General features: G+C 59.2%; 17 protein-coding genes. All 17 read right to left on the bottom strand.

What is annotated here, in order from left to right; all coding sequences use genetic code 11:
• Positions 1-4: 4 nt before the first annotated feature.
• Positions 5-1,636: a CTP synthase gene (locus HBO41_RS05490; RefSeq protein WP_078741105.1), complete on the bottom strand. Its 1,632-nt coding sequence runs from the start codon at positions 1,634-1,636 to the stop codon at positions 5-7.
• 273 nt (positions 1,637-1,909) lie between these two features.
• Positions 1,910-3,229 (bottom strand): tRNA lysidine(34) synthetase TilS, encoded by a 1,320-nt coding sequence (tilS, locus tag HBO41_RS05485; RefSeq protein ID WP_169985381.1) that lies wholly within the window; start codon positions 3,227-3,229, stop codon positions 1,910-1,912.
• A 190-nt stretch (positions 3,230-3,419) separates the two neighbouring features.
• A complete protein-coding gene (locus tag HBO41_RS05480) occupies positions 3,420-4,367 on the bottom strand; it encodes an acetyl-CoA carboxylase carboxyltransferase subunit alpha (RefSeq protein ID WP_017137153.1) in 948 nt (315 codons plus the stop codon).
• Positions 4,368-4,496: 129 nt separating this feature from the next.
• A complete protein-coding gene (gene dnaE / locus HBO41_RS05475; protein WP_017137152.1) occupies positions 4,497-8,018 on the bottom strand; it encodes a DNA polymerase III subunit alpha in 3,522 nt (1,173 codons plus the stop codon).
• A 77-nt stretch (positions 8,019-8,095) separates the two neighbouring features.
• On the bottom strand, positions 8,096-8,728 hold the full coding sequence (gene rnhB, locus HBO41_RS05470) for a ribonuclease HII (RefSeq protein WP_017137151.1): 633 nt from the start codon (positions 8,726-8,728) through the stop codon (positions 8,096-8,098).
• Positions 8,725-9,864, bottom strand: a complete 1,140-nt coding sequence (gene lpxB / locus HBO41_RS05465; RefSeq protein ID WP_099548557.1) for a lipid-A-disaccharide synthase — start codon at positions 9,862-9,864, stop codon at positions 8,725-8,727. The genes rnhB and lpxB overlap by 4 nt, the downstream gene beginning before the upstream one ends.
• Positions 9,865-9,866: 2 nt before the next feature.
• Positions 9,867-10,643 carry an acyl-ACP--UDP-N-acetylglucosamine O-acyltransferase gene (gene lpxA / locus HBO41_RS05460; protein ID WP_017137149.1) on the bottom strand — a complete coding sequence of 259 codons (777 nt, stop codon included), beginning with the start codon at positions 10,641-10,643 and terminating at the stop codon, positions 9,867-9,869.
• The gene (gene fabZ, locus HBO41_RS05455; protein WP_003172281.1) at positions 10,640-11,080 is read right to left on the bottom strand and encodes a 3-hydroxyacyl-ACP dehydratase FabZ; all 441 of its coding nucleotides are present in this window, start codon (positions 11,078-11,080) and stop codon (positions 10,640-10,642) included. The genes lpxA and fabZ overlap by 4 nt, the downstream gene beginning before the upstream one ends.
• Positions 11,081-11,191: 111 nt before the next feature.
• Positions 11,192-12,247 carry a UDP-3-O-(3-hydroxymyristoyl)glucosamine N-acyltransferase gene (gene lpxD / locus HBO41_RS05450; protein ID WP_017137148.1) on the bottom strand — a complete coding sequence of 352 codons (1,056 nt, stop codon included), beginning with the start codon at positions 12,245-12,247 and terminating at the stop codon, positions 11,192-11,194.
• 3 nt (positions 12,248-12,250) lie between these two features.
• On the bottom strand, positions 12,251-12,754 hold the full coding sequence (locus HBO41_RS05445) for an OmpH family outer membrane protein (protein WP_003189173.1): 504 nt from the start codon (positions 12,752-12,754) through the stop codon (positions 12,251-12,253).
• Positions 12,755-12,799: 45 nt separating this feature from the next.
• Positions 12,800-15,190 carry an outer membrane protein assembly factor BamA gene (bamA, locus tag HBO41_RS05440; RefSeq protein ID WP_017137147.1) on the bottom strand — a complete coding sequence of 797 codons (2,391 nt, stop codon included), beginning with the start codon at positions 15,188-15,190 and terminating at the stop codon, positions 12,800-12,802.
• Between the two features lie 74 nt (positions 15,191-15,264).
• Positions 15,265-16,617, bottom strand: coding sequence for a sigma E protease regulator RseP (gene rseP / locus HBO41_RS05435; RefSeq protein ID WP_169985378.1), 1,353 nt, complete (start codon positions 16,615-16,617; stop codon positions 15,265-15,267).
• 53 nt (positions 16,618-16,670) lie between these two features.
• Positions 16,671-17,861, bottom strand: coding sequence for a 1-deoxy-D-xylulose-5-phosphate reductoisomerase (gene ispC / locus HBO41_RS05430; RefSeq protein ID WP_138454083.1), 1,191 nt, complete (start codon positions 17,859-17,861; stop codon positions 16,671-16,673).
• Positions 17,858-18,667 carry a phosphatidate cytidylyltransferase gene (locus HBO41_RS05425; protein WP_065928976.1) on the bottom strand — a complete coding sequence of 270 codons (810 nt, stop codon included), beginning with the start codon at positions 18,665-18,667 and terminating at the stop codon, positions 17,858-17,860. Before HBO41_RS05425 ends, ispC begins: the two co-directional genes overlap by 4 nt.
• Positions 18,668-19,423: a polyprenyl diphosphate synthase gene (gene uppS / locus HBO41_RS05420; protein WP_017137143.1), complete on the bottom strand. Its 756-nt coding sequence runs from the start codon at positions 19,421-19,423 to the stop codon at positions 18,668-18,670.
• Between the two features lie 17 nt (positions 19,424-19,440).
• Positions 19,441-19,998 carry a ribosome recycling factor gene (gene frr, locus HBO41_RS05415; RefSeq protein ID WP_017137142.1) on the bottom strand — a complete coding sequence of 186 codons (558 nt, stop codon included), beginning with the start codon at positions 19,996-19,998 and terminating at the stop codon, positions 19,441-19,443.
• Entirely contained in the window at positions 19,995-20,738 is a 744-nt protein-coding gene (pyrH, locus tag HBO41_RS05410) for a UMP kinase (RefSeq protein ID WP_003172271.1), read from the bottom strand. Before pyrH ends, frr begins: the two co-directional genes overlap by 4 nt.
• Positions 20,739-20,916: the final 178 nt, after the last annotated feature.

The raw sequence follows: 20,916 nt of genomic DNA, 5'->3' as shown, positions 1-20,916 counted from the left end.
AGGTTTACGCCTTCTTCTGATGTTGCGTCAGTGCTGCTTTAACGAAACCGCTGAACAACGGGTGACCATCGCGCGGCGTCGAGGTGAACTCAGGGTGGAACTGGCAGGCCACGAACCACGGATGATCCGGCGCCTCTACCACTTCAACCAGCTTGCCATCACCGGAGCGACCAGAGATTTTCAGGCCGGCTTCTTTGATCTGCGGCAGCAGGTTGTTGTTCACTTCGTAGCGGTGACGGTGACGCTCGACGATCACGTCCTTGCCGTAGCAGTCGTGAACCAGCGAGCCCGGCTCCAGCAGGCAGTCCTGTGCGCCAAGGCGCATGGTGCCGCCCAGGTCGGAGGTTTCGGTACGGGTTTCAACGGCGCCGGTGGCGTCTTCCCACTCGGTGATCAGGCCCACGACCGGGTGGCCGCTGGTGTGATCGAACTCGGTGGAGTTGGCGTCTTTCCAGCCCAGCACGTTACGGGCAAACTCGATAACGGCCACTTGCATGCCCAGGCAGATACCCAGGTACGGCACTTTGTTTTCACGAGCGTATTGAACCGCGGTGATCTTGCCTTCCACGCCACGCAGGCCAAAACCGCCTGGCACGAGGATCGCGTCAACACCTTCGAGCAGTGCAGTGCCCTGGTTCTCGATGTCTTCGGAATCAATGTAGCGCAGGTTGACCTTGGTACGGTTGCTGATACCCGCGTGGCTCATCGCTTCGATCAGCGACTTGTACGCATCCAGCAGTTCCATGTACTTGCCGACCATGGCGATGGTGACTTCGTGCTCAGGGTTGAGCTTGGCGTCAACCACGGCTTCCCACTCGGACAGGTCTGCACCATTGCACTGCAGGCCGAAACGCTCGACCACAAAATCGTCCAGGCCTTGCGAGTGCAGGATGCCCGGGATCTTGTAGATGGTGTCGGCGTCTTCCAGCGCGATGACCGCACGTTCTTCAACGTTGGTGAATTGCGCGATCTTGCGACGCGAGGAAATGTCGATCGGGTGATCGGAGCGGCACACCAGCACGTCCGGCTGCAGGCCAATCGAACGCAGCTCTTTTACCGAGTGCTGGGTTGGCTTGGTCTTGGTCTCGCCAGCGGTGGCGATGTACGGCACCAACGTGAGGTGCATCAGCATCGCGCGCTTGGCGCCGACTTCGAAACGCAGCTGGCGGATGGCTTCGAGGAACGGTTGGGATTCGATGTCACCCACGGTGCCACCGATCTCGACCATTGCCACGTCGGCATCGCCTGCACCCTTGATGATGCGGCGTTTGATTTCGTCGGTAATGTGCGGGATCACCTGGATGGTTGCACCCAGGTAGTCACCACGGCGCTCTTTGCGCAGCACGTGCTCGTAGACACGACCGGTGGTGAAGTTGTTGTTCTGGGTCATGGTCGTGCGGATGAACCGCTCGTAGTGGCCCAGGTCCAGGTCGGTTTCGGCGCCGTCGTGGGTGACGAACACTTCACCGTGCTGGAACGGGCTCATGGTGCCCGGGTCAACGTTGATGTACGGGTCCAGCTTGAGCATGGTGACCTTAAGTCCCCGCGCCTCCAGGATGGCCGCCAATGAAGCGGAGGCAATGCCTTTCCCCAATGAAGAAACAACACCGCCCGTGACGAATATGTAGCGCGTCATGAAAAACCCTAGAAGTCTGCGTTAAAGCGGTCCGAGCCGCCGGGGAAAGCGAAGGAAGGCCGAAGCCCCCGATCACCTGCATTAATCACAGTGCACCTTTCAAAAAAACCGCCGCGTGGTGACAGACCAGCAATGAAACACCGGTACGTTGATCGCTACACATTTTTTGGAATCGCCCAGCAAAGACTGCTTGGTAATCGGCAACTGCTGCGATTCAGTTGAATCCACAGAAGTTGTATCAAGAAGGGAGCGTAGTCTACCGGAAAGCCTCTATCAGCTCAAACCTTGATCGCACCTCTGTGGCATCCAATGTAGTTGCCACTTGCCAGTCGAGCAGGCGCATAGCCCCGCAAGGGTTGGGACAGCCAGCAATTGCTCGCCCTGATAGAGCAGCGGCAATCTGCCACGGATGAAGCCCGGCAAGCTACTTTCATTCAGCAGGCGCTTCAAGTCCCGCCGGCCCCGACCAGGCACATCGATGATTTCGCCGCCCTGGCGATAACGAATCACCAACGGGCCTGCAGGTGCCTCTCCGATAAGTTCAAGCTGACCATTACCCGGTAACTCTAGTGGGTTTTGCGGATGGGGCCAGCTCACCGGCGTGTCGGAAAACGCTGAATAGGTGGAAGGCAGCCACCACACACGCTCGCCGCAGCGGTGCAATTGACCATCGGCCAGGCGCCACAGCGGTTGCGCATCACCCTTGGCATCCCGCAAGGAATACCAACCGGCCCAGTGGTCGCTGTCGGGCAAGCGCGTCAGCGGCGTCAGCCAGTGGCGCAGGGCATTGCGTTGGCGGGCATCGGAAAATTCGCGCAAGGGAGCGAGGGCCAATGACGGCAAGGCCAGCCAGGGAAACGGCGAAGGCTGGTCGGCGGTTTGCAGGTCAATGACGGCCAATTCGTCGAGCAAGCCCTGGGCTTCGCTCAAGTGCTCGGCAGTGCGGGCCAGGCTGGCGACCGCTTGGGGCCAACGCTCGCTCAGCAGCGGGAACACACGATTGCGCAGGTAATTGCGCGAAAATCGGGAATCGGCGTTGGATGGGTCTTCGATCCACTGCAACTGGTGCTGGTGCGCATAGGCTTGCAGCTCGACGCGTGAGACATCCAGCAACGGCCGCAGCAAGTGCCCTCCCCCCAATGGGCGATGCACCGGCATGGCCGCCAAGCCTCGCACCCCCGCGCCACGCAACAGGCGAAACAGCAGGGTTTCGGCTTGATCGTCACGATGCTGGCCGGTGAGCATCACCTGCCCTGCCCCGGTCACTTCGGTAAACGCCCGGTAGCGCGCCTCCCGCGCTGCACGCTCAACGCTGGCACCCGACTGGATTTGCACACGCACCACCTGCAAGGGCACGCCCAGCTCGTCACATACGCCCTGGCAATGACTTGGCCAGGCATCGGCGGCAGCTTGCAGACCATGATGGACATGGATTGCGCTGAGGGGCGGCAGGGTTTCGGTGTTTGCCAGGGAGGCCAGGAGGTGCAGCAGGACGGTGGAATCAAGGCCGCCAGAGAAGGCGATATGCCAGGCGGGGGCGTTGCGCCAAGGGGCGAGGTTTTGCAGAAGTTTGGCGGGTAAAGTCGGGCTCATCAAAAATACCGGCGCAGAACTGGAATACGGCAGCCAAGCATACACAAAGCAAATGTGGGAGCGGACTTGTGTGGGAGCCGGGCTTGCCCGCGATGCAGACAACTCGGTTTATCTGTTACACCGAGTTGATGCTATCGCAGGCAAGCCAGCTCCCACACAAGCCAGCTCCCACATTGGGTACTGCGAGGACTTAGAGGCCGTAGCTCATCAGGCGCTCATAACGACGCTTGAGCAGCGCTTCGTTGTCCAGCTTCTTGAGCATCGCCAGTTGCGAACCCAGCTCGGCACGGATAGTCGCAGCAGCGGCAGCCGGATCGCGGTGGGCGCCGCCCAATGGCTCGGCGATAACCTTGTCAACGATGCCCAGGCCTTTCAGGCGATCGGCGGTGATGCCCATGGCTTCGGCAGCGTCCGGCGCTTTTTCGGCGGTTTTCCACAGGATCGAGGCGCAACCTTCCGGCGAAATCACCGCGTAGGTCGAATATTGCAGCATGTTCAGTTGGTCGCAGACGCCAATGGCCAGTGCACCGCCGGAACCACCCTCACCAATCACGGTGGCGATGATCGGGGTTTTCAGACGGGACATGACGCGCAGGTTCCACGCGATCGCTTCGCTCTGGTTGCGCTCTTCGGCATCGATACCGGGGTAAGCACCCGGGGTGTCGATGAAGGTCAGGATCGGCATCTTGAAGCGCTCAGCCATTTCCATCAGGCGGCACGCCTTGCGGTAGCCTTCCGGGCGCGGCATGCCGAAGTTACGGCGAACCTTTTCACGCACTTCACGGCCTTTCTGGTGACCGATCACCATCACTGGCTGGTCGTCCAGGCGGGCAATACCGCCCACGATGGCCGCGTCGTCGGAAAAGTGGCGATCGCCATGCAACTCGTCGAATTCGGTGAAAATGTGCTGAATGTAATCCAGGGTGTACGGACGGCGCGGGTGGCGGGCCAGGCGCGCGATCTGCCAGCTGGTCAGCTTGCCGAAAATGTCTTCGGTGAGCGTGCTGCTCTTGTCTTGCAGGCGAGCGATCTCATCGCCGATATTCAGCGAATTGTCATTGCCGACCAGGCGCAGTTCTTCAATCTTGGCTTGCAGGTCAGCGATCGGCTGTTCGAAATCAAGAAAATTCGGGTTCATAAGCGTCCGTCTTGGGTCGACGGCCAAGGAGTGCCTGGCCAGCCGGTTGTCTATTCGCGCCCTACCTTAAGGGAGAGGCGCGTTTAGGTCGAGATTAAATGTTCAGCCGAGATCAGACGTATCTGACCGTCAGCGGTATTGGAGGAAGACGTTGTCTCGCCCGAACTGGTCACGCAAAGCTTGAATCAAGCCATCAGCGGGATCAATTCGCCACGTCTCACCAAACTGCAACATCGCCTTGGCGTCATTGCCGGTGTATTCCATGGTCACCGGGCACGCGCCACGGTGACGTTTGAGCAAGTCACCCAACCAGCGTAGCTGATCGCCTTTAAGGGCTTCGGTCTTGACCTTCAAGCGCAGGCTTTCGGCCAGGTTGGTGCGCGCATCTTCCATGCTCATCACCCGCTTGATCCGCAGGCGCAGGCCGCCGGAGAAGTCATCGTTGCTGACCTCGCCTTCCACCACCACCATGGCATCGGTCTGCAGCAGCGACTGCGCGGAGTGAAACGCATCGGCAAACAGCGACGCCTCGATGCGGCCCGAGCGGTCATCGAGGGTGATAAAGCCCATCTTGTCGCCCTTCTTATTTTTCATCACGCGCAGGGCGATGATCATACCGGCGACGGTCTGGGTATCGCGCGCTGGCTTCAGGTCGATGATGCGCTGACGGGCGAAACGGCGTATTTCACCTTCGTACTCGTCGATCGGGTGACCGGTCAGGTACAGGCCCAGGGTGTCTTTCTCACCTTTGAGACGCTCCTTGAGGGTCAGCTCCTTGGCCTTGCGATGGTTGGCATAAACGTCGGCATCTTCCTCGACAAACAGCCCGCCAAACAGGTCGGCGTGGCCACTGTCATGGGTGCGGGCGGTCTGTTCGGCGGCCTTGATCGCTTCTTCCATGGCTGTGAGCAGCACCGCCCGGTTGCGGTCGATGTTCGCCTGGTAAGCCTTCGGTTCATCATGGAAATACGGGCCGAGACGATCGAGCGCGCCACTGCGGATCAAACCATCGAGGGTGCGCTTGTTGATGCGCTTGAGGTCAACCCGTGCGCAGAAGTCGAACAAATCCTCGAACGGCCCATGCTGACGCGCTTCGGTGATTGCTTCAACCGGCCCTTCGCCCACGCCCTTGATGGCGCCCAGGCCATAGATGATGCGGCCTTCGTCGTTCACCGTGAACTTGAACTCCGAGGCGTTCACGTCCGGCGCGTCGAGGCGCAGCTTCATGGTGCGCACTTCCTCGATCAAGGTCACGACCTTGTCGGTGTTGTGCATATCCGCCGAGAGTACCGCCGCCATGAACGGCGCCGGGTAGTGGGCTTTCAGCCAGGCGGTCTGGTACGACACCAGGCCGTAGGCGGCGGAGTGGGATTTGTTGAAGCCGTAACCGGCGAACTTCTCTACCAGGTCGAAAATGTTACCAGCCAGGTCCGCGTCGATATTGTTGGTGGCGCAACCCTCAATGAAACCGCCGCGCTGCTTGGCCATTTCCTCGGGCTTTTTCTTACCCATGGCGCGACGCAGCATGTCCGCACCGCCAAGGGTGTAACCGGCCATGACCTGGGCAATCTGCATCACCTGTTCTTGATACAGGATGATGCCGTAGGTCGGCGCCAGTACCGGTTTTAGGCCTTCATACTGGTAATCGGAGTGCGGGTACGCCAGTTCGGCGCGGCCGTGCTTACGGTTGATAAAGTCATCCACCATGCCCGACTGCAGCGGGCCTGGGCGGAACAAGGCCACCAGTGCGATCAAGTCTTCCAGGCAGTCGGGCTTGAGCTTTTTGATCAGCTCTTTCATGCCGCGCGACTCAAGCTGGAACACCGCGGTGGTTTCGGCTTTTTGCAGCAGCTGGTAGGTAGGTTTGTCATCCAGCGGGATAAACGCGATATCCAGCGGTTCTTCGTCGACCTTGGCGCGCTCGCGGTTAATGGTCTTGAGCGCCCAGTCGATGATCGTCAGGGTTCGCAGGCCGAGGAAGTCGAACTTCACCAGGCCGGCTGCCTCCACGTCATCCTTATCGAACTGGGTGACCAGGCCATCGCCTTCTTCATCGCAATAAATCGGCGAAAAGTCGGTGAGCTTGGTTGGCGCAATCACCACACCACCGGCGTGTTTGCCGACGTTACGCACCACGCCTTCGAGTTTGCGTGCCATGTCCCAGATTTCGGCGGCTTCTTCATCGATCTTGATGAAGTCGCGCAGGATTTCTTCCTGCTCGTAAGCCTTCTCAAGGGTCATGCCGACTTCAAACGGAATCATCTTCGATAGACGGTCCGCCAAACCGTAGGACTTGCCTTGCACCCGCGCCACGTCACGGATTACTGCCTTGGCCGCCATGGAACCGAAGGTGATGATCTGGCTCACGGCGTTGCGGCCGTATTTCTCGGCCACGTACTCGATCACACGGTCGCGACCGTCCATGCAGAAGTCGACGTCGAAGTCGGGCATGGAAACCCGTTCCGGGTTCAGGAACCGTTCGAACAGCAGGTCGTATTCCAGCGGGTCAAGGTCGGTGATCTTCTGCACATAGGCCACCAGCGACCCGGCACCCGAACCCCGCCCTGGGCCTACCGGCACGCCGTTGCTCTTGGCCCACTGGATAAAGTCCATTACGATCAGGAAGTAACCGGGGAACCCCATCTGGATAATGATATCCAGCTCGAAATTCAGCCGGTCGACGTAGACCTGGCGCTTGGCGTCGTAGTCTTCGGTAGTGTCCTTGGGCAGCAGAACGCTCAATCGCTCTTCCAGACCGTCGAACGACACCTTGCGGAAATACTCATCGATGGTCATGCCATCGGGAATCGGGAAGTTGGGCAGAAAGTGCTTGCCCAGCTTCACTTCGATATTGCAGCGTTTGGCGATTTCGACCGAGTTTTCCAGCGCCTCAGGCAGGTCGCTGAACAGCTCGGCCATTTCATCGGCGCTTTTGAGGTACTGCTCTTCGCTGTAGTTCTTGGAGCGGCGCGGGTCATCCAGTGCCCGGCCTTCGCCAATGCACACGCGGGTTTCGTGGGCCTCGAAATCTTCTTTCTTGATAAAGCGCACATCGTTGGTCGCAACCAGCGGCGCGCCCAGCTTGTCGGCCAGGGCCACGGCGGCGTGCAGGTGCTCTTCATCGTTGGGACGGTTGGTGCGCTGGACTTCCAGGTAGAAGCGGTCGGGAAACACGTCCATCCACTCGCGGGCCAACACTTCGGCTTCCTGGGGGTTGCCGCCCAGCAGCGCGATACCGATCTCGCCCTCTTTGGCGGCCGAGAGCATGATCACGCCCTCACTCGCCTCAGCCACCCACTCACGCTCAATGATGATCGAGCCGTTGCGCTGGCCGTCGATAAAACCGCGCGAGATCAATTCGGTGAGGTTGCGATAACCCACGCCATTCATCGCCAGCAGGCTGATGCGGCTCAGGGGGTTATCCGGGTCTTTGTTCGACAGCCACAGGTCGGCGCCGCAAATCGGCTTGATGCCGGCGCCCATGGCGTTCTTGTAAAACTTGACCAGGGAACACATGTTGTTCTGATCGGTAACCGCCACCGCAGGCATGTTCATGCCCACCAGGGTTTTGACCAGCGGTTTGATCCGTACCAGGCCGTCGACCAGGGAGTATTCAGTGTGCAGGCGCAGGTGAACGAATGAAGCCGGCATAGTGATCCTGTCTAAAAACTTAGAAACAACAAGGCCCGGGATTGTACCGGGCCTTGAGCAAAACATCAGCCTCGCGACTAAACCTCGCTGAGACTCTCACGCGCCTCGTAAGCCTGACGAACCGGGGCGAACGAACGACGGTGGATCGGCGTCGGGCCCAGGCGAGCCAAGGCTTCCAGATGAACGGGCGTCGGGTAACCTTTATGACCACCGATGCCGTAGCCCGGATAGATCAATTCAAACGCCGCCATTTCGCGGTCGCGGCTGACTTTGGCCAGGATCGAGGCGGCGGCAATCGCCGGGACCTTGCTATCCCCCTTGACCACGGCTTCTGAAGGCATCGCCAGTTTGGGGCAGCGGTTGCCGTCGATCATCGCCATTTTCGGTGTGATGTGCAGCCCTTCGACGGCGCGCTGCATGGCCAGCATGGTGGCGTGAAGGATGTTCAGCTCATCGATCTCTTCGACTTCGGCCCGGGCGATGTGCCAGCTCAACGCTTTTTCGCAGATCTCGTCGTAGAGCTTTTCACGGCGCGCTTCGGTGAGTTTTTTCGAGTCATTGAGACCGAGGATCGGGCGATTTGGGTCGAGGATCACCGCCGCCGTCACCACCGCGCCACACAACGGGCCACGCCCCACTTCATCAACACCGGCGACCAGTGCGTCGGCGTGTGCGACCAGACTGAAATCCAGGCCCATTTGCGTGGTCATAAAGCGTCCTGTTTTTGCCCGATCAAGGTCAGTACGGCATCAGCCGCCTGGTTCGATGCATCACGCCGCAGGGTGCGGTGGATGTCGTCAAAACCACGGGTCTGCTCTTCGCCGCCGTCGATCAAGGGTAGTAGGGTTTGTGCCAAGGCTTCGGGCGTTGCATCGTCCTGCAACAACTCCGGCACCAGCAGGCGTTGGGCCAGCAGGTTAGGCAAGGAGATGTAAGGGCTCTTGACCATGCGCTTGAGAATCCAGAACGTCAGCGGCGCCAGGCGATAAGCCACGACCATCGGGCGCTTGTACAGCAGCGCCTCCAGGGTCGCGGTGCCCGAGGCAATCAATACCGCATCACAGGCGGCTAGAGCCAGGTGCGACTGGCCGTCGAGCAAGGTCAACGGCAGATTGCGGCCTTCGAGCAACGTCTCGATTTGCGCACGCCGTTGCGGGCTGGCGCAAGGTAATACGAAACGCACGCCTGGCTTCAGGGCTTGAAGGCGTTCGGCAGCCTCGAAAAACACACTGGCCAGACGCCCGACTTCGCCGCCACGACTGCCTGGCATCAATGCCACCAGCGGACCGTCAGGCAAGCCCAGCTGGGCGCGCGCGGCGGCGCGGTCAGCTTGTAGCGGGATGGTGTCGGCCAAGGTATGCCCGACAAACCGCACCGGTACGCCCTTCTCTTCGTAGAACCTGGCTTCGAACGGCAGCAAGGTCAGCATCAAGTCGCAGCCTTCGCGGATCTTCAGCACACGCTTCTGCCGCCACGCCCATACGGACGGGCTGACGTAATGCACGGTCTTGATGCCGGCCTGACGCAACTTGAGTTCGATATTGAGGGTGAAGTCCGGCGCATCGATGCCAATAAAGACGTCGGGCTTTTCTTCGATCAGGGTTTGAATCAGCAGCTTGCGGCGTGCCAGCAACTCACGCAGGCGGCCCAGCACCTCCACCAGCCCCATGACCGACAGGCGCTCCATGGGAAAGTAGGATGTCAGACCTTCGGCCTGCATGAGCGGGCCGCCCACGCCAATAAACTCCACCGCTGGATGCTGGGCCTTGAGCGCCCGCATCAGCCCAGCGCCCAGGATATCGCCGGAAGCTTCACCGGCCACCAGCGCAATACGCAGAGTAGCCATGATCAGCGGGTGATGCCGCGCGTCGATGCCTGGATAGAGTCGCGGAACACCGCGACTTCCGGGAACAACGCTGCTGGCTCGGTCAGTTCAGTCAGTGCCTGCTCAACCGTCAGCCCCTGACGGTAAACCGTCTTATAGGCGCGGCGCAGAGCGTGAATCGCGTCTTCACTGAAACCGCGACGGCGCATGCCTTCGAAGTTCATGCTGCGGGCTTCGGCAGGGTTGCCGAACACCGTGACAAATGCCGGAACATCCTTGCCAATCGCTGTGCCCATGCCGGAAAAGCTGTGGGCGCCGATATGGCAGTACTGGTGGACCAGGGTGAAGCCGGACAGGATCGCCCAATCGTCAACGTGCACATGGCCGGCCAGCGCCGTGTTGTTGACCAGGATGCAATGGTTGCCGATCACACTGTCATGGCCGATATGCGCATAGGCCATGATCAGATTGTGATCACCCAGCGTGGTTTCGGCACGATCCTGCACAGTGCCACGGTGAATGGTCACACCTTCACGGATGATGTTGTGATCACCGATTACCAGGCGTGTTTCTTCACCCTTGTACTTCATGTCCGGGGTGTCTTCGCCTACCGAGGAAAACTGGTAGATACGATTGTGTTTGCCAATGCGGGTCGGACCTTTGAGGATCACGTGTGGCCCGATGACAGTCCCCTCGCCGATTTCAACACCTGCGCCGATGATCGACCAAGGGCCGACCTCAACGTCGGCGGCCAGAACGGCCGACGGATCGATGATTGCGCGAGGGTCAATCAAACTCATAGTTTGCGTTCCGCACAGATGATCTCAGCGGAACACACCGGCTTGCCGTCCACCGAGGCCTGGCATTCGAACTTCCAGATCTGGCGCTTGCAGCTGATGAACTTGGCTTCCAGGATCAACTGGTCACCCGGAGTGACCGGGTTGCGAAAGCGCAGTTTGTCGGAGCCCACGAAATAGTAAAGCGTGCCGTCGGCAGGCTTGAGGTCGAGCATTTTGAAACCAAGGATACCGGCAGCCTGGGCCATCGCTTCGATAATCAGCACGCCCGGCATGATCGGATGCGCGGGGAAGTGACCATTGAAGAACGGTTCGTTGATGCTGACATTCTTGTAGGCACGAATGCGCTTTTCCTCGACATTGAGGTCCACTACACGATCCACCAGCAGGAACGGGTAACGGTGAGGCAGGTATTCGCGAATCTCGTTGATGTCCATCATTTCGGGGGGAAGCCTGTAATAAAGATTGGGGGCGGGCGAACTAAACGCACGCCCCGCTAGCAAATCAAGGAGGCAGTCTAGCGGCTGTGCACACTTGATATGGAAATGGTATCAGCCTTCTGATGAAGCATTACCGCCAGGGGTCACGTCCTCGACACGCTTTTCGACCTGCTTGAGGCGTCGGGCCATGTCGTCGATCTTGCGCAAACGTGCCGCACTTTTGCGCCATTCAGCCGCAGGCTGCATGGCCGTACCGGAAGAGTAGGCACCCGGCTCGGTAATCGAGTGGGTCACCATGGTCATGCCGGTGATGAAGACGTTGTCGCAAACTTCAATATGCCCCACCAGCCCAACGCCACCGGCGAGCATGCAATGCTTGCCGATCTTGGTACTGCCGGAGATACCCACGCACGCCGCCATGGCGGTGTGATCGCCAATCTGCACGTTGTGGGCGATCTGGATCTGGTTGTCGAGCTTCACGCCGTTACCGAGTACGGTATCGGCCAAGGCCCCGCGATCCACAGCGGTGTTGACACCGATTTCCACGTCGTCGCCGATCAATACGCCGCCGACCTGGGCAATTTTGTGCCAGATGCCTTTGGCGTTGGCAAAACCGAAACCTTCGCCACCGATCACTGCGCCTGACTGAATGACAACCCGCTCACCAATACGCACGTCGTGGTAAAGGGTGACGCGAGGCGCCAGCCAACCATCGGCGCCGATTTCGCAGCGCGCACCGATAAAGCAATGAGCCCCCACCGTGACACCGGCAGCAATGCGCGCACCACTCTCGATCACGGCAAACGCGCCAATGCTGGCCGCAGGGTCAACCTGGGCATCATCGGCAATCACGGCCGACGGGTGAATACCAGCCGCCGCCCTGGGTTTCGGATCGAACAGGTGCGACGCCCGGGCATACGCCAGGTAAGGGTCGGCAACCACCAGCGCATCCCCGTTAAACCCTTCGGCGTCAGCGGCCTTCAGCAACACGGCTGCGGCTTGGCTGTCGACCAGGTATTTACGGTATTGGGGATTTGCGAGGAAGCTCAACTGAGCTGGGCCAGCCTCCTGCAAGGTGGCTAGCCCAGTAATTTCTTTCTCCTTGGAGCCACGCAAGGTGGCCCCCAGGAACTCGGCCAACTCGCCGAGCTTGATAGTCGCGGTCATGGCTTACTTCAGCTGGTTCATGCGCTCGATCACCTGGCGGGTGATGTCGTATTGAGGCTTGACGTCAATCACGGCGCCGCGCTCGAACACCAGGTCAAAGGCACCTTTCTTGATGACTTCTTCCACGGCGCTGTCGAGCTTAGGCTTGAGCTGCTTGAGCATTTCACGGTCAGCAACGGCTTTGGCTTCGTTCAGCTCCTTGGACTGGAACTGGTAGTCGCGGGCCTTTTGCTTGAATTCAAGCTCCAGACGCTCACGCTCGCCTTGCTGCATTTTGTCGCCACCGGCTACCAGACGATCCTGGATACCCTTGGCACTGCTTTCCAGAGTCTTGAGCTTGGTCAGTTGCGGACCGAACTTCTTCTCGGCATCCACGGCGTAACGCTTGGCCGCGTCGGATTCCAGCAGGGCCATCTGATAGTTCAGGACGGCGATTTTCATTTCGGCGAAGGCCGGGGTGGTTACCAGCACGGTGGCCAGCAGAACCAATTGAGTCAACTTACGCACGATGTACTCCTACAGAATCCGTTGTCGTTATCTTGGGTCAGACGCTTAGAACGTCTGGCCGAGGGAGAATTGGAAAATCTGGGTTTCAGCGTTATCCGGTTTCTTGATCGGCATGGCCAGAGCAAAGCTCAATGGGCCAAGTGCAGTCACCCACGTCACACCTACACCTACGGAACTGGCGAGGTTGGTCAGACTGACGTCATTGCACTGGGTGTTGGACACAGAACCAGGAGTCGGGTTGTTGACCTGTTGGCACTTGGAGTCAAACACGTTACCCACGTCCCAGAAGACCGAAGTACGCAGCGAACGCTGATCCTTGACGAATGGCAGCGGGAACAGAAGCTCGGCACCACCCTGGATCAGTACGTTACCACCGAATGCCAGAGCGTCATTGTTGGAGTCAGGGAGCGTGCCTTGGTTACCGGTTACCGCTTGACCACGACTCGGCGTACCACGCGGGCCCAAGGTACTGTCCTTGAAGCCACGAACCGAGTTGAAACCGCCTGCATAGTAGTTCTCATAGAACGGCAGACCACTGGTCGAACCATAACCGTCGCCATAACCCAATTCGGTGTGCAGGCGCACGGTGTAGTTGTCGCTCAGCGGCTGGAACAACTGGCCACGGTAGTCGAGCTTGAAGAACGACAGGTCGCTGCCCGGCGTGGTGGCTTCCGCAGTCAGGCTTTGGGAATGGCCACGTGTCGCCAGCACACCTTTGTTCAGGGTCGATTCCGACCAGCCAACCGACGCCTTGAAGTTCAGGAACTGGTCACCTTCACGGCGCACGAAGTCGAAAATCTCATCCGTGGTGTACACACCGGTCTTGATTTTGTCCTGTTGCGCAGTAAAACCGAAGGTCAGACGCGAAGTCTCGCTGATCGGGTAACCGATGTTGACACCGGCGCCGAGGCTGTCGATCGCGTAGCTGGCAACGTCAACGTTCAGGTCTTTGTAGTCGGTGGTGCGATAGAAGGCGTTGTAGCCCAGGCTCACACCGTCAGCTGTCCAGTAGGGGTCGACATAACCGAAGTTATAGCGGCTCTGGTATTCGCTTCGGGTCAGGCCGATGGAGACCTTGTTACCGGTACCGAGGAAGTTGTTCTGGGTGATCGAACCACCGAGGATCAGGCCGGCACTCTGTGCAAAACCGACGCTGGCAGTGATCGAACCCGAGGCTTGTTCTTCAACGGCGTAGTTCACGTCAACCTGGTCATCCACACCCGGTACGGCCGGGGTTTCGACGTTGACTTCCTTAAAGAAGCCCAGGCGCTCAAGACGGGTCTTGGACTGGTCGATCAGGTAAGTCGACGCCCAGCCACCTTCCATCTGACGCATCTCACGACGCAGCACTTCGTCCGCAGACTTGGTGTTGCCACGGAAGTTGATGCGGTTCACGTAGGCACGCTTGCCTGGGTCGACAACGAAGGTGATGTCCACGGTGTGGTCTTCGTCGTGCGGGGTCGGCACGCCGTTGACGTTGGCGAAGGTATAGCCTTCGTTACCCAGGCGACGGGTGATCAGTTCGGACGTGGTGGTCATCAGCTTGCGCGAGAACACCTGGTCTTTCTGCACCAGCAACAGCGACTTCACCTGGTCTTCAGGGACTTTCAGGTCGCCGCTGAGCTTGACGTCACGCACGGTGTATTTCTCACCTTCGTTGACGTTGACGGTGATGTAGACGTGTTTCTTGTCCGGGGTGATGGACACCTGGGTCGAAGCGATATCCATGTTGATATAGCCACGGTCCAGGTAGTAGGAACGCAGACGTTCCAGGTCACCGGAGAGTTTTTCACGGGCGTACTTGTCATCGTTCTTGAAGAACGACAGCCAGTTGGTGGTCTTGAGTTCGAACAGGTCGATCAGGTCGTCATCAGCAAACTTGGTGTTACCCACCACGTTGATGTGCTGGATCGCCGCCACGGTGCCTTCGTTGATCTTGACCTTGAGGCCAACACGGTTACGAGGCTGCGGAATCACTTCGGTTTCCACGGACGCGGAATAGCGACCCTGTGCGACGTACTGACGTTGCAGTTCGTTACGCACACCCTCGAGGGTGGCGCGCTGGAAGATCTCGCCTTCGGCCAGGCCGGATTGCTTGAGACCCTTCATCAAGTCTTCAGTGGAGATCGCCTTGTTACCCTCGATCTCGATACTGGCGACGGAAGGTCGCTCAACGACAGTGATGACCAGGACGTTACCTTCGCGACCCAGTTGGATATCTTGAAAGAACCCGGTTTTGAACAGCGCACGAGTGGATTCCACCAGGCGACGATCATCCGCCTGTTCCCCGACGTTCAACGGCAAGGCACCAAAGACGCTACCGGCGGAAACCCGCTGGAGGCCGTTGACGCGAATATCGGAGATAGTGAAGGACTCGGCGTGAACTTCGGCGATCATCAATACGGTGAGAACCGCAGTTAGCAGCAGACGTTTCATGAAGTCCTTTCTTATTCCAACTGGCAATAAACAAACTGCCGCAAAATGCGGCAGATTCGCAATTCAGCGAAGCGTTACAGTCGTCCCAGATCGTTGACCAGAGCTAACAACATCACTCCAACCACCAAACTGATACCGATCTGTATCCCCCAACCCTGCACCCGATCCGACAAGGGGCGACCACGCACCCACTCGACCAGATAAAACAACAGATGCCCCCCATCCAATACTGGAATGGGCAGCAAATTCAGAACTCCAAGGCTAATACTCAGATAAGCCAGGAAATTCAGGAAATCCGCGACACCCGACTGGGCAGAAGCGCCCGCCACTTTAGCAATGGTTATCGGTCCACTCAAGTTTTTTACCGAGAGCTCGCCGAACAACATTTTCTTGAGCGATTCGAGGGTCAGCACACTCATGGTCCAAGTGCGTTTTGCACCCTCGCCAATCGCCGCCAACGGCCCGAAGCTGACCTCCCGCACCATCGAGGGTGGCCAGTCGACACCTTTCACCCCGGCACCCAGGTAACCCCCAGCGGCCTTGGCTTCCCCGCGTACCGCCAGGGTCACAGGGACGTCGATTTGAGCACCATCGCGCTCAACTTTCAGCACAATTTTGGTATCAGGGCGTACACGCACCAGATCAACCACTTGCTGCCAGTCGCCCAGCGCCTGGCCATCAAGGGCCAACAAACGGTCGCCGGTTTTCAGACCTGCGGCTTGCGCCGGGCCTTTCGGATCCAACTCGGCCAGCACCGGCGGCAAGGCCGGGCGCCAAGGCCGAATCCCCAGCGACTTGATCGGATCAGGCTCATCTGCGCCCTTGAGCCAGTGATCCAGGGCCAGGGCGCGAGGCGTCTCGGCGGTGGAATCCTGTTCGCGCACCACCACATTAATGGTGCCGCTTTCACCCATGCGGCGTACCAGCTGTAAATTGACCGCGCCCCACCCTGTGGTCGGTTCGCCATCAATGGAAACAATTTCCTGCCCTGCGACCATGCCGGCCTTGGCCGCCATGCTGTCCGCTTCGACCGCGCCGATGACCGGGCGCACCTGCTGGCTGCCCATCATGGCCAAGACCCAGAAGAACACCATCGCCAAGAGGAAGTTGGCGATCGGACCGGCAGCCACAATCGCGATACGCTGACGAACGGTCTTGCGATTAAAGGACTGGTCCAATTGATCAGCCGGCACTTCGCCTTCACGCTCATCGAGCATTTTGACGTAGCCACCCAGCGGAATGGCCGCAATTACGAATTCGGTGCCACGACGATCGTGCCAACGCAGCAACGGCATGCCGAAACCGACGGAAAAGCGCAGTACCTTGACGCCGCAACGACGCGCCACCCAAAAGTGGCCGAATTCGTGGAAGGTGACCAGCACACCCAGAGCAACCAGGGTGCCGACAATCATGTAGAGCGCACTCATCTAATTTCTCCGCATTCCAATCCAGTGCCTGAAGGCTCAAACCTGCCCACAGGCTAACGCGCGTTGCGGTTCAACCATTGCTCGGCCAGGGCACGGGCCTTTGCATCGGCCTCGAACACTGCACCCAAATCTTCCACTGCCACAACGGGCTCAAGGCTCAAAACTTCCTCGATGATACTCGGGATCTGCGGGAAGCGAATACGCCCGTCAAGAAACGCCGCCACAGCCACCTCGTTAGCCGCATTAAGCATCGCCGGCGCACTGTTGCCCGCCTCTGCTGCTTGCCGCGCCAAACGCAGGCACGGGAAGCGTTGTTCGTCCGGCGCCTCGAAGTCCAGGCGCGCAACGGCGAACAGGTCCAACGGCGCGACCCCCGAGTCAATCCGCTCCGGCCAGGCCAGGGCATTGGCGATCGGCGTGCGCATGTCCGGGTTACCCAACTGCGCCAGCACCGAGCCGTCCACATAGTCGACCAGGGAATGAATCACACTTTGCGGATGGATCACCACTTCAACCTGATCCGGCCGAGCGTCGAACAACCAGCACGCCTCGATCAACTCCAGGCCTTTGTTCATCATGCTCGCCGAGTCCACGGAAATCTTGCGCCCCATGGACCAGTTCGGGTGTGCACAGGCCTGATCAGGCGACACGTGCTCCAGATCAGCCAGTGGAGTTTGCCGGAACGGACCACCGGATGCCGTAAGAAGAATCCGTCGTACACCCACCTGGCTCAAGCCGCGGGCAAAATCACCGGGCATGCACTGGAAGATTGCGTTGTGTTCGCTGTCGAGGGGCAGCAACACTGCGCCGCTCTTGCGTACTGCCTGCATAAAGAGCGTGCCGGACATGACCAGCGCTTCTTTATTGGCCAGCAGGATCTTCTTGCCGGCACCCACCGCTGCCAGCGTCGGGCGCAAACCCGCTGCGCCGACGATGGCCGCCACCACGGTGTCCACCTCGGCATCGGCCGACACCTGGCACAGCCCTTCCTCACCCACCAGCACCTGCGTAGCCAGCCCGGCAGCCTGCAACTGTTGCTGCAAGCCACGTGCTGCCGCCACTTCAGGCACTACGGCAAAGCGCGGCGTATGACGCACGCACAGGGCCAGCAGCTCGGCCAAACGGGTGAACCCGGTCAAGGCAAACACCTGATAACGGTCAGGATGGCGAGCGATCACATCCAGGGTGCTCAACCCCACCGAGCCGGTTGCACCCAGCACGGTCACCTGTTGCAGGCGGCTCACGAAGCCGTCATCCACAACAGCACTGCAAAGATCGGGATAGCAGCGGTAAGGCTATCGATACGATCCAGCACGCCGCCATGGCCCGGCAGCAGGTTGCTGCTGTCCTTGATCCCGGCCTGGCGCTTGAACATGCTTTCAGTCAGGTCGCCCACCACCGAGATGAACACCACGACCGCCGTACCCAGCAGGGCCAGGAGTATTTCCTTCACCGACCAGTCGCGCACAACACCCACTACGAGCGTGATCAGCAAGGTCAACGCCAAGCCGCCGTAGACGCCTTCCCAGCTCTTGCCAGGACTGACAGCCGGGGCCAGCTTGCGCTTGCCGAAGGCGCGACCAGAGAAGTAGGCGCCAATATCGGCACCCCACACCAATACCATCACCGCCATGATCAGCCAGTTGCCCATCGGTGCATTCTTGATTTCCACCAGGCCTTGCCAGGCCGGCAGCAAAATCAACAAGCCAATCACCAATTTGCTGGCAACACTGGACCAATGGCCACTGGTGCGCGGAAAGGTCAGCACCAGGAAGGTCGCGAGCGCCCACCACAGCACCGCAGCGCCCAATACCCAAGGCACCACGATGCTCGACAGGGTATGCATCAGAAACAGCAACAGCGCTACAACAGCGGCGTAGACCACGCGTGGCAATTGCGCATTAAAGCCCGCCAGACGCGCCCACTCCCAGGCACCCAGGGTCACGACCACGCCGATAAACAGCGCAAAGCCGGAACCGTCGAGCAGGAAAAACCCACACAAGGCGATCGGCAGCAGGATCAGTGCGGTGATGATTCGTTGTTTAAGCATTTAAACCCGGGCTCCAGCTTCGATCTGCTCGCTCGTTTTACCGAAGCGGCGCTGACGGGAAGCGAAATCGGCCAGTGCATTACGCATGGCATCGTGTTTGAAGTCCGGCCAGAACAGGTCGGAGAAGTACAGCTCGGTGTAGGCCAACTGCCACAACAGGAAGTTGCTGATGCGGTGCTCGCCACCGGTGCGGATACACAGGTCCGGCAACGGCAGGTCACCGGTCACCAGGCAGGTTTGCAACAATTCGGGCGTGATGTCGTCGGGCCGCAGGTGCCCGGCCTGTACTTCGCGAGCCAGGCGCTGCGCGGCCTGGGCGATATCCCACTGGCCGCCATAGTTGGCCGCGATCTGCAGTACAAAACGGTTGCTGCCAGCGGTGATGGCTTCAGCTTCGCGCATGGCAGCCTGCAGCTCCGGATGAAACCGCGAACGGTCACCGATGATACGCAGGCTGATGTTGTTGTCGTTGAGGCGCTTGGCCTCACGACGCAGAGCCTTGAAGAACAGGTCCATCAAGGCGCTGACTTCTTCGGCCGGCCGTTGCCAGTTCTCACTGGAGAAGGCAAACAGGGTCAACACTTCGACCTTGGCCTCGGCACATACCTCAATCACCGCGCGCACTGCATCGACACCCGCTTTATGCCCGGCGACACCCGGCATAAAGCGTTTTTTCGCCCAGCGATTATTCCCATCCATGATGATCGCGACATGGCGCGGCACCACAGAGGGCACAGTCTGCTTGGTCTTTTCCATGAAGGTGTCCTGACCCCTTATACGGCCATCAGGTCCTTTTCTTTCTCCTCGAAGGCCTTGGTGATCTTGCCTTCGAAATCCTTGATCAGCTTGTCGATATCAGCAGCAGCACGACGCTCTTCGTCTTCACTGATTTCTTTATCCTTGACCAGCTTCTTCAGCTCACCCATGGCATCACGGCGAATGTTTCGCATGGCAACCCGTGCATCCTCAGCCGCAGCGCTCGCCTGCTTGGTGAAGCCCTTACGGGTTTCTTCGGTCAGGGCCGGCATGGAGATCAACAGCAACTCGCCCAGGTTGGTCGGGTTGAGGTTCAAGCCAGCGCTCTGGATGGCCTTGTCGACAGCGCCGAGCATGTTGCGCTCAAAAGCCACGACTTGCAGGGTGCGCGAGTCTTTTACGGTGATATTGGCTACCTGAGTGATGGAGGTATCTGCGCCGTAGTACGGCACCATCACACTACCCAGGATGCTTGGGTGAGCCTTGCCGGTACGAATCTGGCCAAATGCATGGGCCAGAGACTCCAGGGATTTCTGCATACGCTCTTGAGCGTCTTTCTTGATTTCGTTGATCATTGTTGGCCTTCCTCGATCAGAGTCCCTTCCGCGCCGCCGTGTACGATATTCAGCAGGGCGCCGGGCTTGTTCATGTTAAATACGCGCAGCGGCATCTTGTGGTCGCGGCACAGGCAAATAGCCGTCAGGTCCATCACACCCAGCTTGCGATCCAGCACTTCATCGTAGGTCAGATGATCGAACTTCTCGGCATGCGGGTCTTTGAATGGGTCGGCAGTATAGACGCCGTCTACCTTGGTGGCCTTGAGCACCACGTCGGCATCGATTTCGATGGCACGCAGGCAGGCAGCCGAATCGGTCGTGAAGAACGGGTTACCCGTGCCTGCGGCAAAGATCACGACTTCCTTGGCGTTCAGGTGGCGCATGGCTTTGCGACGATCATAATGATCAGTCACGCCAACCATGGAAATAGCCGACATCACGATGGCCGAGATATTGGCGCGCTCCAGGGCGTCGCGCATGGCCAGGGCGTTCATCACAGTGGCCAGCATGCCCATGTGGTCGCCAGTGACCCGGTCCATACCGGCAGCACTCAGTGCCGCGCCACGGAACAGGTTACCGCCGCCAATCACCAGGCCGACTTGAACGCCGATGCCGACCAGTTGGCCGACTTCGAGCGCCATGCGGTCGAGCACCTTGGGATCGATCCCGAACTCTTCCGAGCCCATCAGGGCCTCGCCGCTGAGCTTGAGTAGAATGCGTTTATAGCGAGCCTGATAACCACTGCCCTGCTGAGCCATTGCGAATCTCTCCTGCGGCGTATTTTTTAAAAATTCTTGGCGAGCCGTTTACGGCTTGCGTTCACTCTAGCTGGACGCTATCACAGCGCCATCGGAACACGGCTTTGTAAGCCAGTTCCGAAAGGAAGCCAAATAAAAATTGGCCTTCCCATTTGAAAAGAGGCTGCGCGCGTGAGCG

Origin of the sequence: Pseudomonas sp. WS 5146 (assembly GCF_012985495.1) — a bacterium.
Taxonomy (GTDB): Bacteria; Pseudomonadota; Gammaproteobacteria; order Pseudomonadales; family Pseudomonadaceae; genus Aquipseudomonas; species Aquipseudomonas edaphica.
This window is presented reverse-complemented; position numbering and strand designations above follow the sequence as displayed.